Source organism: Acinetobacter sp. PFS20 (assembly GCF_052261015.1).
Lineage (GTDB): Bacteria > Pseudomonadota > Gammaproteobacteria > Pseudomonadales > Moraxellaceae > Acinetobacter.
Genome location: NZ_JBPVZE010000001.1, coordinates 2,350,525 through 2,367,724, shown reverse-complemented (window position 1 = coordinate 2,367,724; position 17,200 = coordinate 2,350,525). Strand labels below are relative to the sequence as shown.

The 17,200-nt window shown below is 36.2% G+C and carries 13 protein-coding genes; all 13 read right to left on the bottom strand.

Annotation, left to right across the window (positions count from 1 at the left end; genetic code table 11):
• Positions 1-13: 13 nt before the first annotated feature.
• A complete protein-coding gene (gene tssH, locus ACS125_RS11160) occupies positions 14-2,695 on the bottom strand; it encodes a type VI secretion system ATPase TssH (RefSeq protein WP_312822793.1) in 2,682 nt (893 codons plus the stop codon).
• A 148-nt stretch (positions 2,696-2,843) separates the two neighbouring features.
• Entirely contained in the window at positions 2,844-3,107 is a 264-nt protein-coding gene (locus tag ACS125_RS11155; RefSeq protein WP_005304032.1) for a PAAR domain-containing protein, read from the bottom strand.
• Positions 3,108-3,123: 16 nt separating this feature from the next.
• Positions 3,124-3,891, bottom strand: coding sequence for an OmpA family protein (locus ACS125_RS11150; protein ID WP_443272133.1), 768 nt, complete (start codon positions 3,889-3,891; stop codon positions 3,124-3,126).
• A 2-nt stretch (positions 3,892-3,893) separates the two neighbouring features.
• Complete coding sequence (gene tagF, locus ACS125_RS11145; protein ID WP_004793188.1) at positions 3,894-4,853, bottom strand: type VI secretion system-associated protein TagF; 960 nt, start codon at positions 4,851-4,853, stop codon at positions 3,894-3,896.
• Between the two features lie 37 nt (positions 4,854-4,890).
• The gene (gene tssM, locus ACS125_RS11140) at positions 4,891-8,712 is read right to left on the bottom strand and encodes a type VI secretion system membrane subunit TssM (protein ID WP_443272130.1); all 3,822 of its coding nucleotides are present in this window, start codon (positions 8,710-8,712) and stop codon (positions 4,891-4,893) included.
• A 30-nt stretch (positions 8,713-8,742) separates the two neighbouring features.
• Positions 8,743-10,152, bottom strand: a complete 1,410-nt coding sequence (locus ACS125_RS11135; RefSeq protein WP_443272128.1) for a hypothetical protein — start codon at positions 10,150-10,152, stop codon at positions 8,743-8,745.
• Positions 10,149-11,147: a type VI secretion system baseplate subunit TssG gene (gene tssG / locus ACS125_RS11130; RefSeq protein WP_443272126.1), complete on the bottom strand. Its 999-nt coding sequence runs from the start codon at positions 11,145-11,147 to the stop codon at positions 10,149-10,151. The genes ACS125_RS11135 and tssG overlap by 4 nt, the downstream gene beginning before the upstream one ends.
• On the bottom strand, positions 11,111-12,922 hold the full coding sequence (gene tssF / locus ACS125_RS11125) for a type VI secretion system baseplate subunit TssF (RefSeq protein WP_443272124.1): 1,812 nt from the start codon (positions 12,920-12,922) through the stop codon (positions 11,111-11,113). Before tssF ends, tssG begins: the two co-directional genes overlap by 37 nt.
• Before the next feature lie 16 nt (positions 12,923-12,938).
• Complete coding sequence (gene tssE / locus ACS125_RS11120; protein ID WP_002048404.1) at positions 12,939-13,415, bottom strand: type VI secretion system baseplate subunit TssE; 477 nt, start codon at positions 13,413-13,415, stop codon at positions 12,939-12,941.
• Positions 13,416-13,493: 78 nt separating this feature from the next.
• A complete protein-coding gene (locus tag ACS125_RS11115; RefSeq protein ID WP_003651052.1) occupies positions 13,494-13,997 on the bottom strand; it encodes an Hcp family type VI secretion system effector in 504 nt (167 codons plus the stop codon).
• A gap of 49 nt (positions 13,998-14,046) precedes the next feature.
• A complete protein-coding gene (gene tssC / locus ACS125_RS11110) occupies positions 14,047-15,528 on the bottom strand; it encodes a type VI secretion system contractile sheath large subunit (RefSeq protein WP_004793199.1) in 1,482 nt (493 codons plus the stop codon).
• Positions 15,521-16,024: a type VI secretion system contractile sheath small subunit gene (gene tssB / locus ACS125_RS11105; protein WP_003651049.1), complete on the bottom strand. Its 504-nt coding sequence runs from the start codon at positions 16,022-16,024 to the stop codon at positions 15,521-15,523. The genes tssC and tssB overlap by 8 nt, the downstream gene beginning before the upstream one ends.
• A 16-nt stretch (positions 16,025-16,040) precedes the next feature.
• Entirely contained in the window at positions 16,041-16,730 is a 690-nt protein-coding gene (locus ACS125_RS11100) for a hypothetical protein (RefSeq protein WP_443272120.1), read from the bottom strand.
• Positions 16,731-17,200 lie beyond the last annotated feature (470 nt).

Here is a 17,200-nt window from a genome sequence, read left to right as displayed (position 1 = left end):
AGCTCTATTCAATTTAAACTTCTGACTTCAACTTTTTACTGGTCCTTTTTTTAGCAGCTTTTGCAACCGGATCTAGTAAATATTGAATTTCGTCATCTTTAACATCAATCATGATAATTTTTGGCAACTTTTGCTCTGCTAAAGCCACTAAAATTTCTGTAGCCAATGCAGGTAACACCGTAGAATTTAAAATATTATCAACATTACGCGCACCACTATCGACTTCTGTACAACGACTTAAAAGTAGCTCTACCAAATCTTCAGAATACTGGACTTGTGTACCGTATTGTTTTTCAATTCTTGCTGTAATCTTGCCTAACTTATGTTTAATAATTCGTACAAGTAGATCGTCATGCAATGGGAAATATGGCACAACTCTCATTCGGCCTAAAAATGCAGGTTTAAATTGCTTATATAAACTTGGTTTTAAATGGTCAATCAACTCTTCAGCTGTCGGCCAGTCTTCGACTGGTGTATTTAAGCAAGCTTGCATAATCGCGCTTGAACCAGCATTAGAAGTCAACAAAATAGTGGTGTTTTTAAAGTCAATTACTCGTCCTTCGCCATCTTCTAAAGTACCTTTATCAAATACTTGATAGAACAGTTCCTGAACATCACTATGTGCTTTTTCAATTTCATCAAGCAACACAACGCTGTAAGGGTTACGGCGAACAGCTTCTGTTAAAACACCACCTTGACCATATCCCACATATCCAGGAGGTGCACCTTTAAGCGAAGATACAGTATGTGCTTCTTGATATTCAGACATATTGATGGTGATTAAATGCTGCTCACCGCCATATAATTCATTTGCCAAAGTTAATGCAGTTTCAGTTTTACCGACACCACTTGGGCCCACCAAAAGAAATACACCTTGTGGCTTGTTAGGATCATCAAGTCTTGCTTTTGAAGTTTTAATACCCTGAACTAATTGTGTAAGCGCATAATCTTGCCCCATTACACGCTCGCCCAATTTATCTTCAAGCGTTAATATCTGCTTAATTTCATCATTGACCATTTTTCCAACAGGAATTCCGGTCCAATCAGAAATAATTTCATTAATGATTTGAGAATTTACTCTTTCAAATACTAATGGTTGCTGGCCTTGAATTTCAGCAAGATCTTTACGCAGTAGATTAATCTGATCATAAGCTTCAGATTCATTAGAATGATTCTGTGCTTCTAATTCCTGAATTTTATGAACAAGTTCTAATTCTTTATTCCACTGCTCTTCAGTTTCATGAATCTCTTTTTGCAAAGACTCTAAATGAGCTTTTAAAGTTTCTAATCGTTCATGATGAATTGGAATCTGACGATGTTCATTTTCTAAAATTTGCTGTTCAAGCTTTAAGTTATGCTCTTGAGCCTTTAACTGATCAAGCTTTACAGGTTGGGCATTTTGGGTCAACGCAACACGTGCTGCTGCCGTATCAAGAACACTAACTGCTTTATCCGGAAGTTGACGACCACTAATATATCGATGTGAAGAGTGAACTGCTGTAACGATCGCCTCATCATCAATTTGTAATTTAAAATGCTGCTGCATAACAGGGATCATCGCGCGCAACATATCTACCGCAACTTCTTCGGTTGGCTCTTCTACTTTTACCACCTGAAAACGTCGACTCAATGCAGCATCTTTTTCAAAATATTGTTTATATTCTGCCCAAGTAGTCGCAGCAATCGTCCGCAATTCACCACGTGCAAGTGCTGGTTTTAAAAGATTTGCAGCATCATTTTGCCCTGCTTGTCCACCTGCACCAATTAAAGTATGCGCTTCATCAATAAATAAAATAATAGGATGAACCGAGGCTTGAACCTCTTGAATCACTTGCTTTAAACGATTTTCAAATTCGCCTTTAACACTTGCACCTGCTTGTAAAAGTCCCATATCAAGCACATGTAAATGGACATTTTTAAGGGCATTAGGCACTAAACCTTGAGCAATTTTTAAAGCTAAACCTTCGACCACCGCTGTTTTACCAACGCCTGGCTCTCCAGTTAAGATCGGGTTGTTTTGGCGTCTACGCATTAAAATATCGAGCATTAACCGAATTTCATACTCACGCCCAATAACTGGATCTATACCGCCTTGTTTCGCTTTTTCAGTGAGATTAATCGTATATTGATCAAGTGCTGGTGTTTTAGCAGTTTTGGTATTTGCTGCAGTCGCGTCTATTGGTTCAGCTTCACCAGAAGATGCTTTTGTTTCATCTTGTTGTTCAATACTCTTCTCACAAATTTCAAGAAACTTATGTTTCATTGAATCAATTGGTAAGAGATCAAATAAACTCGAAGCACGAGTCGCAATTTGATATAAATCAGGTGCAGTTAATAACGCCACTAATAAATGACCACTGCGAATAACTGGATTTTGCTCAGCCGAAGCCAACAACCATGCTTGTTCAAACAAACGAACAATAGATTTAGCAAAAATAGGAGTTCGTGAGTTACCTTTCGGTAATTGAGAAATTGTTTCTTTTAAATCATCAGCTAAAGCTTCAGATGAAATTTTATATTTCTTTAATAAAATCTTTAAATCATTCTCTAAAGATTGATTAAGTAACTCTAAGAATAAATGCTCAATTTCAATTTCGTAATTTTGTTGAATAACACAAGCATTAGCCGATTTTTCTAAAGCAGTTCGCGCAACTGTAGAAAGTTTTGTAATTAAAATTTTTAAATTACTCATCATTACTCTCAATATTTTTAAATAATTTAATGCTTAAAATCATAATGCCTGTATATTAACAAAATTCAGCTTTACCAGACAAACTACTCATCATTTCAAGCGTTAATATGTTTTAGTAGATATTTATATCTATATAAAAATATCTCTACCCTTATCCTTGATTAACTAAACTCTGTTTTGGCAATAATTTACAGCCGCATGATAATGAATCATTTACACGCGCCGCTGATTTACCCATGACAAGCATATTCGGATCTCCCGATACAATCGTTGCCACTATTTTGTGCAACGGGCAAGTCGCCTTATCTCCTACACAAGCAATTGCAATTCCATCAATTAAAAATGTACTGTTTCCTGAAATGACTTGCCCTCCACCAGTGGTTGGGCATCCAATCGTAATGTAAGGGCTAGCCATGTTCTTCTCCTTATATTTATAGAACAGTAAACTCAATCCGACGGTTTTTCTTTCTTCCTTCCGGAGAAGTGTTATCTGCAACTGGCTTAGATGAACCTAAACCTTCTGTAGATAAATGGTCGGCAGGAATACTCTTGCTAATCAAATAGTTTTTAACTGCTAATGCACGGTCTTGGCTAAGTTTTAAGTTTTTAGTCGCATCACCTGAACTATCTGTATGTCCCACGATTTTGACTCTTTTGCCGCCTACTTTGTTTAAAGCAACAACCATCTCATCTAGAATTTTTTGGCCTGCTTCAGTTAAAACTGCGCTACCAGATTCAAACTCAATAATTCGATTTTTAAGTGCATCATCAATGATTTTCTGCTCAGCCTGATTGACTGATAATTGCGAATACAGTTGATATGGTGGCTGTACTAACCCTTGAAAAGACTGAATTGTAGGCTGAATATCTGCTGGATTCAGCATTTTTCCACTCAACTCAAACCTAGTACCATTTACACTTAATTTCCCTTGTGAAACCTTTTTAAGATCAGGGGTAATCACTCGAGTTACCGAGTCACTCCATCCATTTGGAGCGGCTACGGGTCTTACTTGTATTTTATCTACAACCTGATCGGCACCATAAACAGACTGCATTTTTAATAAGATAGTCTGTTTACTCGCCTCGTTAGGAACCACACCTTCTACAACAATAGGCTGAGCCAAAGCATAATTAGCAATCGCATAGATAAAACAGCCTTTTATGAGCTGTGAAAGTTTAGTTTGATATCGTTGATTCATTATTATTCACCCAAAAAAGTCTGTCTAAATAGTTTTAAGCCTTGATTTAAACTTAATTGGCGTTGGCATAATGATTGTTCTAGCGTAGCTAAACCAGCATTTTGTTCCAAATAAGTATCAATCCATTGAGCTTCTATTAAAGAAACCCAATGTTTACTATCCATATTCTGAGTAAAAATATCGCTCAAGGCTAAAATATCAGCCCCTTGAAAGCCGAAGAATAATACAGGTTGCTCTCGATGTAACAAACCTATCAACACCTCAGTATTATGTTCCTTTAAAAAGCGACAAATAATACTGACCCAAAAGGCTGCTATTTCATAACTGTAAGCAGGATTATTAATAGGCAAAATTAAAACTTTATTTAAGCGACTGGTTCCATTTTGTAAAATTGGCTGAAGTAATAATCCTAGCCCAATCATACTTTGCGCTAATTCATAAATACTTAACTTCATTAACTGAGCAAATGAATGCATCGTATGATTTTCATAGAAACCTACACACTCTCGTTCAGTTAAAACCTGAATTTGATTTTGTAAGTGACCTAATTTTCCAAGTAATAGATCTGAATCTTTAATTCCTTTTAAAGTACGATTGTTTTGGAATAAATCAACGAGTACATGTTTATAGCTATAAGGTGCATATAGCAAATTATCATACGGTAAATCAATTTCTAATAAATGGCTGAGTACCATTGGAAAAGATCGACCCGAACTATCTTCACTTGCGAGAAGGTTAGCCGCTAAAAACATATTTTCTTTCGGATTTGCAATAAAGAAATCCAGTGAAGGCAACGTATTATAAGCTTCTTTAAAGCTGCCCGATTGCATTGCGTATTCCAATGCTTCAGTAATCCACTGATCAAGCAACTGTATTAGAGCATTCTGACCTTTTGTTTTTAAAAAGTCGCCTCGTGCAGGACTTTTGCCGTAATACAAAGGCGTTGTTTTTAATGTCTGCATTATTGCTCCTCCTTTCGCATAGAGGTTATTTTCCATGTCATGGTTTAACTCCCGCAGAAGGCTGAGCAAGTGCTGAAACAGGATTTTCTGTTTTTGCTGGAGCAGCTGCTTGAGCTGGCGCCTGCTGAGCAGACACTACACGAGCAGCTTTATCTGCAGTCACTTTATCCACTAGTTGCATACCGGCATAACCACGGCTTGAACCAATACTGCCTGAATTACTGCTGATCAGACGGAAATTCATTTTTACAACTAATGATGGATCAGTTTTACTACGCCAAAGCATTTCAAATCCGCCATTTTGTTCTTTACGCTGAGCACTATCAATTAAGCGGTTAATACCGTATTCACCCGGCTCATCAAAAATCGTATGCGTTTGACCTTGTAAATCCACAGCGGTAATACGAGCACCTGGAATACTGCCTTGATTTGGCCAAATGAAGTTCACCCACTGTTGCACACCGTTCTCATAAGTCATGCGCTGACCATCAATATCCACGGTATATGAAAGCAATTGTGGATTCGGAATTGGGTAGAACTGGAAGTTAGATTGATTAGTTGCAGGTGCAGCAGGAGCTTGACTATTCAACTCACCTGTTGCCATACCATTAGATGGAGTAACGTATCTTTGGAAATTCATGACGAATTGAGGATTTAAACTAATTCCTAAATCCTTCCATGTCTTAGACGTTAATGTATAACCACGACGAATAACAAATGGATCAAGATTTTCTTTTACAAAACGAGAAATGCTGCCGTTTTCACCTAAGATTTGTCCAATTTCACTACTTGTCGCCTGCAAAGAAGCTGATGAATTAAATGGATATTTCTTAGCAAGATTTGCTGTAAATGGCTGATACGCCTGCATGACCCATAATTTATTAATTTCGTCTTGTGTCGGCGTAATTAAGCTCTCGAAAGCCTGTGTCAGTGGACTAACTACTAATTTTTGTAGTAATCGCTGATCAATTTCACTAAAACCAACCGCCATTTTTTCATCTACAATTTTTTGCGTCTGGTTAAATACAGAAGTTTGCTCATTCAGGGTTTGCTTGACTAATGTCATCGCATTAGGCCCAACTTCCCCTGCATTCTTAAGCTCATTAAACTTGCTACGAACTAGGGCTAAATTTGTCATATATTCATCAAGCAATGATTTACCTTGTTGATCATCGCGTTTGCGAACCAACTGATAGAACATTTGATATTCTTGAGAAATAGCGCCCTGAGCATTAGTTGCTACTTGATTAGCAGTCTTATCATCATGATTTAAAACCTTACGTTTAAACCATGCAACAAATCCTTTTTGTGGAGCTGCCAACTCAGCTTGTACAACTGGATTATCCCAGTTTGTTTCAATTGCCACTCTTTCAATTAATGTTCTAATTGGAGAGTTCTGTGGCTCACCTAAAACATCAATATTTTTTACTTGCTGAGCAAATTGGCCAGCTTTAGCATAATGAATACCACTTAAGAATTTTCTCCATTCCGCAATGTATTCTTGCTTATAGAGTGCTGTCAGTTGCTTTCTAATTTGCTCTGGGCTGCCAGAGAAAGTTAAATCATCAGATTGACGACTATTTAGCACCCAATCTTTACTATCTGTTGGCTTATCTGCCGCTTCTTCAATTGCTTTTTCTACATAGTCATTCCATGCCTTTTGGGTAAATACGCCAGGCAACGCATAACTACCTAATACAACATTTTTATTAGCCTCACCCACAATCTGACTTACAGTCAACGCAGGGAAACGTACCGCAGCACGCATTTTTATTTCGTTATAAACACGATCACGCGCAGGCATTCCTCGAACAACAGAGAGCAATACTTGACGTGTTTGATCCACAATTTGCGAATCTGCATCTAAAATTGGGAACTGTTTATCATTCGCTAAAGTCATTGCGTATGACAAGATTTGTTCAGCTTCCTGAATCATATCTGCACGTGGCATTTGGCCTTTATTTGCGTCTAACCAAGAACGCCAGAAACGTGTAACCTGATCACTCAGATGACTTGCATCCATATATTGTGGATTACTCATCATTAAATAAGCTTTTAATGCATTATAAGCATCTTGAGGATTTGTATCTGAAGGTTCTAAATATTGTTGAGTCTGAGCGGTTTGCTTGATCTCCACATTCGTATGATTCGCTTTTAATGTCACTTCATTATTTTTTACGCGTTGCAAATATTGAGCAATATTTTGCTGTGTCGGTGTCAATACAATTTGCTTAACACCTTTTAAATATTCGGCTTTTAGCTTTTCACGAAGCTCATTGCCCTGATATAAACCAAAACTAAACTTAAGTGGTCTATTTTCGTCAAACTCATCTAACTGCTGTAAACGTCTTTGAAGAATAAGTAAAGCTTCTAATTGGGTAGACAATTGCTGACCAGAAGCTCTTTCTAATTGAACTACTTTATTTAGATCTGCTTGAACTTCGCCAATTAATTGTTGGTTATTACGATAAGACCAAACCCATACGCCAAGAATAATTGAAACGCCTGCCAAAGCACCAATAAATGCAATATAACGCTGACGTTTTCTACCCGTATTTACGTGCTGCTTAACAAGGTCTTTATCTTTTAAAATAACATCTGAAAATAGACCATTTAAGAAATAGCCATGGTTAGGAGTAATTTTTGAATGATCTTTTGAATCACTTTGAGCAACCTGTGTGAGCTGGAATTCTTGTGCAATTTGTTCCGTCATTGGACTTTCAATCACACCTTCCTGTAAAGCACTGGTGAAGTAAAACCCACGGAAAACAGGTTGAAATTGATATGGATTATCTTCAAAAAGTGTACCGATAAAGCTTTTTAAAGCGGGTTTTAATGTTTTAAATTCTAATGGGAAGGTCATTACACTTGGTGAGATATTTTGCGAATGACGGCGACTCAAATGAGTCGAACTTACCCCTTTTAGACCATCATAAAGAATGGTGTAATGTTTTTCGAACAAATCTACCGCGTTATGAGAAGAACTCTGCTCATATGGAAGCGTTGCTCCCCAAGCTTGGTTGTATTCTTGAGCTTCGTAAAACTCAAAAAATTCAGTAAAACCTGCAATTAAATCCATCTTTGAAAAGACTAAATAAACAGGCACAACAACTTCTAAACGTTCAGTTAGATCTTGAATACGTGCACGTAAGTTTTTAGCAAGCTTTAATGAGTTTTCAGGACTTTGACTAATGAGCTCAGCAATACTAACAATTAGAATCAAACCATTGACCGGCGCTTTAGAGCGGTTCTTCTTTAAAATATTTAAGAAACCTAACCACTCAGAATGGTCTTCACTATAAACAGAATAACGACCTGCTGTATCGAGCAAAATACCTTCTGTAGAGAAGAACCAGTCACAATTTCGAGTACCACTTAGGCCAGCAGATACCATTTTCTGATGCGTTTCTTCAAATGGAAACTTTAAACCAGAGTTATAAATAGCCGAACTTTTACCTGCTGCCGGGTTACCAATAACCATGTACCAAGGAAGCTCATATAGTGCAGCATTGCCTTTTTTATCACCCAACTTAGATTTACGAATCAGTTGAATTGATTCTTTCATTTGTTGACTAACAAGCTGAAGCTCTTCTTTATCTTTATTTTTGCCATATTCAGCTTGGTTATCTTTTTCAATTGCTTCAGCTAACTCTTCACCTTGAGCAGCATGCTTTCTTCGTTGAATAAGCCAATAGATACCATAAACAATAAGACCCAAAGCATAGGCAGTTGCTAAAGCCCAGAATATATGACGAGGAATTGAAGTATATGAAGACATCAATGCCACGAACAATGACAAGGCGATAATTGCTTTAGGATTCGTGATGTACTGCCACAAGTAGCCTAAAATTGTATGCATTCTATTCTCGTTCTAAGTCCAAAGTTTAAATTAGTTATTCAACACCATCACATCATCTTCTGAATTTTCAGTGACACTTTGCACAAATGTATGTGCTGACACTGTATTTTCACCAAAGACAAAAGGAATGATATGTTCAGGGAAATGCATGCTCAGCATAAAGCCATAAATATCAGCTAAATGTTGGGTATGCCCTAATGAAGATTTCACATAAATATAGTGATGGGGTTCTACAGGTGTTTGAAGAAAGTGTTGCTGCAATTTCTTCGAAACTTTTATATCGGTCTGATCTGACAATATCAGCACATAAGGTTCCTCACCTTCATGCTGAGGTAAATCATGAAATTCAAAATTAGTAAAAAGCTTTGCCGTATCTTGTTGGCCTACAACAACTTTTAGATTTTTTGTAGGTTCTAATTCTTGAATTTTTACTAAAGGATCAGCAAGTAAACAGCTTGCTGCAAATTCAGCAGGAATATAATCTTTAATTATCCAAGACTTTTCATCGACTAGATCCTGATCAATTTCGGAATCGGCGACGAGCAAAAAGAACATCTCATGCTCCCTTTTATGAATACCCTTTAATAGGTGTATCAGTTCTTGGTAAGCCAGTTGCTCTCCAAAAAAATGATATTCAATATGGATCTTTTGAGCAGGAATGCCGATCTCAGCAAAAAACTCTAAAATTAATTCATTACTTTGTTCATCATTCCAGATATGTAATAAATCTTCAGAAAGAAGGATATGTAGATTTAAGCGATTTAAACGATAAACTTCTACTATCGGCATTTGAACATCATCATATTCAGACTCGGGATCAACCCATGCCGGATGCATATGATATTCACGGGCTTGTTGTGATTCATAAAATAAAGTCGAACGTTTTAAATGCTCTGCAAGAAGATATAAGTTTTCTATATTTTGTTCTAATTGCTGTTTTATTAATAACATCATACGAACTTGTCGTGGAGAAGCATATTCGCTCTCCTCATGATTATCTTCATCCAAGTCTTTAATACGATAAGATAAAAGAGGCAATCCGTAAGAATTTAACAGTTGATCATCCAGCTCTGGACTTTTAAAGTTTTGTAGCTGCTCAATAATGTTTTCATTCTCACCGAGTGCATGTACAGCAAAAGAAGAGTAAAGATTAAAATCTAGCTGTTCGAGTGGTGCATCGGTTACCGCAGTTTGTTTTTGGTTAGCATCACCTTTATCTTGATTTATAGCTTGTTCTTTCTTTTCTTTATAATTTTTATAAGCACTATAAATTAACCATGGTGATAAAATCACCAAAGTAATAATTGCTGGTAATAGTAGGAAATAAAGGAAAAAATCACCCTTATCAGGGTTATATTGAACATCACGCCAGTAGAAAATAATAAATCCACTAACTAATGCAAAAATAGCGATGAACGAGAGTAATATTTTTTTAATCATATTCGCTCTCCAATAAGGCTATAGCAAGTTTCATGACTATGTACTTTCGGTTCTCGTGATATAAGAAAAGAACCTTGCCCCAAACCACTCACATTATTGTGAGTGAGGCAAATAGGTTGTATTTCTGACTCATCTAATACGAGTCGAAGATCTATTGATAAAGTTGGACTACACCAAGTTTCTACAATTTTTTTTAGTTTTAAACTTAATTCTTTATTTGGTAAGAAACTGAGATATTGCTGACGCTTTAATGGTCCAATTTGAATTTCAATTTTCCCATCAATTTGCTGAATAGTTTCACCACAAAAAGTATTAACACCAAGTAGACTCGGCTGAGCTCCACCTAAAGTCGTTAACTGGTCACTCGCTAACTTAAAAGATTCTTGTATAAATTCTTTAATCGTAATTTCATGTTTAAAAATACAAGACAACATCGTTTTTAATGCATGAACTGTATTGTTCTGGCCCTGCATTAATCCTGAAAACTCTGCAAAATAATCATCAAGCTCTGTTTGCTGATGTTGTGATCGTACATAGCCATTTAATGCATGCAAAATATCGAGATAATCATTTTTATGCTCGATCTCATATCGAATCGGCAAATTATAGGTAATGCTCGACTCTACATATTGAGCAGTAAGCTTATGGTTAAATAAGCTCAGAAACTCTTTAGTTTCAGCTCTTTGCTGACGCGGGGCCTGCTTAATCTTATTCGTATATGTATAAGGCAGAGCGCCTTGTATGCCCGTAAGACCAACAATTAAATTCGTGATATAAATCCGCTCGTCCGTTAATTCTAAATTTTCAATTTCTGTAGCAGGAAAATTTAAATTAAAGGATGTCTCAAACTTAAAATGATCACTCCAAGATGTACTAACTGTGCGACTTGAATCGTGTCTTAATAGCCGTGTTGCTTGGATAAATTCAAAAGACTTTGGCTTTGTAAAGAGCTCAGCTGTTATAGAAGAGTCTTGCCACCAACGTTCTGACTGCATTGGTATAACTCCTGCTGAGATGAATAATCCTTAACGACCAAATCAACGAAACTATTAATTTGAACCTTTAAATTAAAAACACGACTTAACAATTGGCTAAAAATGTATAGGCTATGCCCTCTAAATACCGATGAATCAATTTGCAACTCGGCCTTCACCCCTCTTACAAACATTGGAAATGGCTTTCCATCTACAAGTTTGTGAGTAAGTGAAAATTCAAGATGCTTAATTGATTCAATAATTAAATAATTTTCTTTTGATAATGGTAAATTGTATAACGCAAGTAACTCTTTAATATGGGATACCGCATCACCTTTCATTAAAGCTAAACTATTTAATGAAAGATGCGAAATAACACGCCACTGCTCACTCTGGCTTTGACCAAATTGATAAGGTTTTGTAGGTCTTTTTAAAACAATGGCACGGCGAGCCAAACTACTATCATTTAGATTTAATATATTATTGGACTGTCCTAATGCTTCATGTGGTAAGTCACGATTTGAGCATAATAGTTTAGTGCTAATAAAATCCGAACGTGTTGAAGAAGGATTTAAATTTTTAGAAATAATTGAATAACCCATTTCGACGAAATTGGGTTGTAGCTTTTGATAATTCACCGAATAGAAAAAACGTGCCGTGTCAGAATGATAGTGGCTCATCGCAAAAAAAGGCAGTACTGGAACATAGCTTTCTTCGTGACTAGTTTTTTCACGCACCATATTCATTTCAGTGATTGAATAGACTTGATAAAACTCAGGATGATGTGCGTCTGTAATCAGTGGGTATTCTAATTGCTTGTGTACAATTTTTTGAGGTTCAGCGTATTTTTCAAATAAATTAATGACGGGTGTAGTAAACAATTTAAAGTTAGCGACATTTAATTCAGAATAATTTCGGACTACAGCTTGATCATTTAAATTTAATTTAAAATGTATAAGTAGCTCAAAACTACTCTCTTCTAAAGATAGAAGCTTTAAAAAACTTAAATCGAGTTTTAGATAATTAAATTTTTCAGGAAAACAAAAATATTCCATCAGTAATCGATAGGCATGATGAGTATGCTGATCAAGAGGCAATAGACTTTCTTGCTCTGTAAAGCCAGTTAATTCAAATGGATTTTTATTCAGCTCAACAACTTTCTGCCCTATTTTAATAGCAAAAGTTGTCCCCTTCTTAAAAATGCTGTCTAGCACTTGAAGTGGAAAATTAGAAATCGCATCTAAATAAATAGGTAGTTTTTCATCTTTTAAACATAGATGAGCATTGTTAAAAATTTCGAATTTAAAATTTAAAGTCGCATTTTGACTTAAATGCATATGTGCACTAGGTGTGCTTTTAAACTCTAGCGCTTGCAAACTTATCGGGAGTAATTTAACTTCTTGTGTAGTGTTAAACTCACACTGAACCCCTTTGAAACTACGCGACTTTAAGACGGTGTGTGCAGGAACAATATGCGCTTCTGTGAGCTGCTTTATCTTATTTATATCTTCGAAACTTACCACCGAACAAGCAGGAAAGTGACGTAAGTATTGAGGGAACATCACCTCAAATAGAGAGCGCGTAAATACGTCATAACTATCAGCAAGCTTTTTATCAATGCGGGCAGCAATTAATGAAAACGCCTGTATAAGACGCTCAATATGCGGATCATCAATTTGCTCTTGATTTAAAGATAAACGCTGAGCAATTTTCGGATATTTTTGTGAAAATTCACGAGATTGCTGACCAAATTCTTGTAGTTGTTTTTCGTAAAACGGTAAAAGCTCTTCTATCACAACACACCCACTACGCTTAGGTTCTCGCTGAAATTACATATTGCTGCGTTGTCGGTTTTAGCAATGCATCAAAAACGACAGGTTCATACAGTGGATGAATATTTAGATAAGCCTGAATACTTAAACATAGTGCCCCCATATTATGTCCATCCAACAACATCTCTACCCGTATTTGTCTTAATCTAGGTTCATGAGCTGCTATTGATTGTTCAATGGATTGGCAAATCTTGTCTCGATCTAGCGGATTGGCTGTAGAAAGCCCCACAAAATCAATAATCCCGAACTGAAGTATAGATTTTTTAACTAGCGGATAATCATCGACCACATGATCCAATTTAGCGACTCGACTATTCAGCAAGTCTTCTAAATCTTTTGCTACCGATTCTCTTAACTGCTGAATAGAAAGACCCTTTGCATAATCTTCACTTTCAGGAATTAAGCGATCAAACAAAGTTGAACGAAATCCGTATGGATAAAGCCGATCTAAATTCATTCGAGTTCACAACAAGCATGCTTAAAGACAGCAGAGGCTAACTTTATGTCAGCCTCCACCAAATATTCACTTAGATAATTATGCTGCGTAAGAAGCAGTATTATTAGAAAGTGACCATTTCTTAGTAACAGCACCTTTAGCAGTACCGTTAATATCTTGTTGGTTATAAGTCCACTCAACAGCTGCGTATTTCAAACCAAACGCTTCAGTTGGAACACCTTCTTCGTTAACAGTTGGAGTTACACTAGAAACTAGAACATGCTTCAATTTAATTTGTAAGTACTTGATACGTTTATCGCCATTTGCACGATAAAAATCAATTTGTACTTCATCAAATGTATAACCAGCTGAACATGCTTCCCATAATTTCGGGCTAGTTGCATCTAAGTCTTTAATAAAAAGCATATCTGAATGTTCAACACGTTCAGCAGTATGGCCACCAACACTACTTGAAGTAGCAGATTTAGGTTGACGAATGTTGTGAGACCAAGAGTTAACTTCTAACCAGCCTTTGTGCTCAGAGTCACGAGACTCGCCATCAACTTTATATTTACCGCGAAACTCAACGTATATATCTTTCATTTAGAACTTTCCTATTTGTAATTTAAAGTTATTCTTTCGCTGACCTTTATTAATTTGAGGACTGAGGTAACTCAGTAACAAGTCGCAAAGAAACTGACAACTCATCCAGCTGGAAGTGTGGTCGCAAGAAAACCACAGATTTGTAGTGACCTGGTTGAGCAGGATCTTCTACAACTTTTACAGACGCTTCGCGCAGAGGGTATTGAGCTTTCGCTTCTTGAGAAGCGCCATCATCAAGTAATACATACTGTGACAACCACTCATTTAAGAATGCTTCAACATTTCCAGCAGAAGCAAAGCTACCCACTTTGTCTCTCATCATTGCTTTTAAATAATGAGCAATACGTGAAACGGCCATGATGTACTGAATTTGACTTGATAAAGCAGAGTTAGCATTTGCTGTATCATTGTCATATTTTTTAGGTTTTTGAGTTGATTGCGCGCCAAAGAAAGCAGCGTAATCGGTATTCTTACAATGCACTAAAGGAATAAAGCCCAAATCGCTTAATTCTTTTTCACGGCGATCAGTAATCGCAATTTCTGTTGGGCACTTGAATACCACTTCGCCATCTTGTGTTTTAAACGTATGAACAGGTAAGCCTTCTACTAAACCACCGCCTTCAACACCACGAATTGCAGCACACCAACCATGCATATCAAATGCATTTGTTAAACGAGTACCGAAAGCATAAGCAGCATTCATCCACAAATATTCGTTATGGTTTGCACCCGAAACATCTTCAGCAAAATTAAACCCTTCTGTAGCAGTTCCTTCCTTTGGATGATAAGGAAGACGACCAAGCACATGCGGCAAGGTTAAAGCGACATAACGAGCATCTTCACTGTCACGGAATGAACGCCATTGAACATATTCAGCTGTTTCAAAGATTTTCGACACATCTCTAGGGCGGTCAATATCTGTAAATGATTCAAGACCAAGAATGCTTGGACTAGCCGCCGAAATAAACGGTGCATGTGCCGCTGCAGCAACATGAGAGATTTGCTCAAGCAAATACATATCAGAAGGTGTACGGTCAAATTCAAAATCACCAATCAGTGCTGAATATGGTGCACCACCAAAAGATCCATATTCTTCTTCATAGATTTTTTTGAACAAAGTACTTTGATCAAAGTCTGTAGCACCTTGAAAATCTTTAACCAGCTCTTTTTTAGTCGTATTCAACATACGAATTTTAATGAGGGGATTAGAAGGTGTTTCTTGACAGAAGTAGTAAAGACCACGCCAAGTTGACTCAATCTTTTGGAATTGCTCATTGTGCATGATCTGACTTAATTGATTTGAAATCAGTGCATCAATTTCCGCAATACGCTTATCGATTGATAAAGTCATATTTTCAGAAACTGTAATTGTGCCTGCCATTACTTCTTTGGCAAGTTCACCTATTAAGCTTTTTGCACGCGAATGTTCTTCTTCATTTCGAGCAATACGACTCTCTTCAACAATCGAGTCTAGAAGATTAACTTGTTCATTTTCAGCAAGAGGCATTGCTGCCGATTGAGCATTATTCATGATCAGCCTCCGCACTTAATTTACGGATTTGATCAGTACTCTTAAGCACTTCATCAAGTAAGTCTTCTAAACGCTCACTGTTAGAAATCTTATTTCTTAAATCTGTTAAACGCTCACGTGCTTCAACAAGTTTCTTTAATGGGTCAACCTGTTGAACAACATTTTCTGGGCGAAAATCTTCCATTGACTTAAATGTTAAATCAACTGCAATTCTTCCACCCTCTTCAGTCAGCGTATTATCTACTTGAAAAGCAGCTCTTGGAGACAATGACTCCATAACTTCATCAATATTATCTAAATCGACATTAATGAATTTTTTATCTTTTAATTTTGTACGTTCAAGCTCAGAAGCTGCCGAAAAATCACCCATCACACCAACAACAAATGGTAGTTCCTTCGCTTCTTTTGCATCACCAATTTCGACATCATATGTAAGCTGAACACGTGGAGGTCGAATTCGCTGAAGCTTCTTTTGTACGCTTTCTCTCTTAGCCATAAGATTCTATTCCTGATTATTTAATTAAAGGGTCAAAAGGCGAACTTTTTGATTTATTAACATTGGCTACAGGGGCAGTTTTTGGTTTAACCGCAGTTGCTTTTGCTGGAGTTGCTACTCGTTTTGTTGCTGCTCTGGAAGCTGTAACTCTGTTGCGGGTTACAGTTTGTTTTCTATAACTTCTTCTTTCATTATCAACTGAGCCACCTTCTGTAGCCGCCTTAACATTTGAAGTATCTGGCGCAGGCATTGAAGTATGGATATTTTCAATTAATTGTTTAGCGGGTGGATAAGTTACATCATTGCTTAAATAACGCATTTCCTGACTTCGCATTTGCTGCAAAGAGTTATTTGCAATGCTTACACCAGATAAAAATAAAACATCTGTTATTAATGAACCGCGTATATTTTGACTTTGCAATTGACTTGCCAAATTTAATGCTTTAACTGGTTGATTGGTTTGATAAAAGCGCATAGCTGCTTTAGCTAATAAATCATTTTTTTGAGTCGTATTATCACTATCACAAACTTGTTTAAAAATATTCAATAGCTCAGGGTCATTCTGACCTTCTGCTAAAGGATTTTTTTTAATACAACTTTTTTTAAGTTTTACAGGCTCAGGTTCTGCTGCATGAGCACCTGATAGACCGATAATGTTTCCAGTCAGAGAAAGTATCAAAATACTTCGTTTCAACACAACTTTCATTCCTCTGTTTTCTTATTTATTCAAGGCTTTACTGAAAAGTTAATATTGATAAAACATTAAAAAATCAGTCTAAAAACCTTATATTCAAAAAATTTACGCGCAGTTTATCATATAAACAAACATATTTTATATAAAAATCATATCAACTTAAACTAAAAGTAAATAGTTAAGATGGTTATAAAATATAGCTTAATAAAGTTATTCTTATAAAAATATAATATTGTTATTTTTTGTAATTAAAAATAAGTTGTTGATTTTTATATATTAAATAAAAATTAAAACTAATTAATAAATTATCATAAATATCATTCATTTAGTTTTTATGAAACATTTGCTTAACAATATTTAAGTTTATATTAACCAGAAGATATTTCTATTTGGTTATGAACACATCATCAAAACGTAAAGCAAAAATTAAAGTGCAAAAAACATAAAACTTGTCAAGACTAATCTGTCTATCTATTATGCTT

Excerpts from the sequence above, each read along its gene's own strand:
- ACS125_RS11100 (WP_443272120.1), bottom strand. The coding sequence starts at position 16,730 with ATGAAAGTTGTGTTGAAACGAAGTATTTTGATACTTTCTCTGACTGGA.
- tagF (WP_004793188.1), bottom strand. The coding sequence starts at position 4,853 with ATGCAGACATTAAAAACAACGCCTTTGTATTACGGCAAAAGTCCTGCA.
- tssB (WP_003651049.1), bottom strand. The coding sequence starts at position 16,024 with ATGGCTAAGAGAGAAAGCGTACAAAAGAAGCTTCAGCGAATTCGACCT.
- ACS125_RS11155 (WP_005304032.1), bottom strand. The coding sequence starts at position 3,107 with ATGGCTAGCCCTTACATTACGATTGGATGCCCAACCACTGGTGGAGGG.
- tssE (WP_002048404.1), bottom strand. The coding sequence starts at position 13,415 with ATGAATTTAGATCGGCTTTATCCATACGGATTTCGTTCAACTTTGTTT.
- ACS125_RS11115 (WP_003651052.1), bottom strand. The coding sequence starts at position 13,997 with ATGAAAGATATATACGTTGAGTTTCGCGGTAAATATAAAGTTGATGGC.
- ACS125_RS11135 (WP_443272128.1), bottom strand. The coding sequence starts at position 10,152 with ATGATTAAAAAAATATTACTCTCGTTCATCGCTATTTTTGCATTAGTT.
- tssG (WP_443272126.1), bottom strand. The coding sequence starts at position 11,147 with ATGCAGTCAGAACGTTGGTGGCAAGACTCTTCTATAACAGCTGAGCTC.
- ACS125_RS11150 (WP_443272133.1), bottom strand. The coding sequence starts at position 3,891 with ATGAATCAACGATATCAAACTAAACTTTCACAGCTCATAAAAGGCTGT.
- tssH (WP_312822793.1), bottom strand. The coding sequence starts at position 2,695 with ATGATGAGTAATTTAAAAATTTTAATTACAAAACTTTCTACAGTTGCG.
- tssC (WP_004793199.1), bottom strand. The coding sequence starts at position 15,528 with ATGAATAATGCTCAATCGGCAGCAATGCCTCTTGCTGAAAATGAACAA.
- tssM (WP_443272130.1), bottom strand. The coding sequence starts at position 8,712 with ATGCATACAATTTTAGGCTACTTGTGGCAGTACATCACGAATCCTAAA.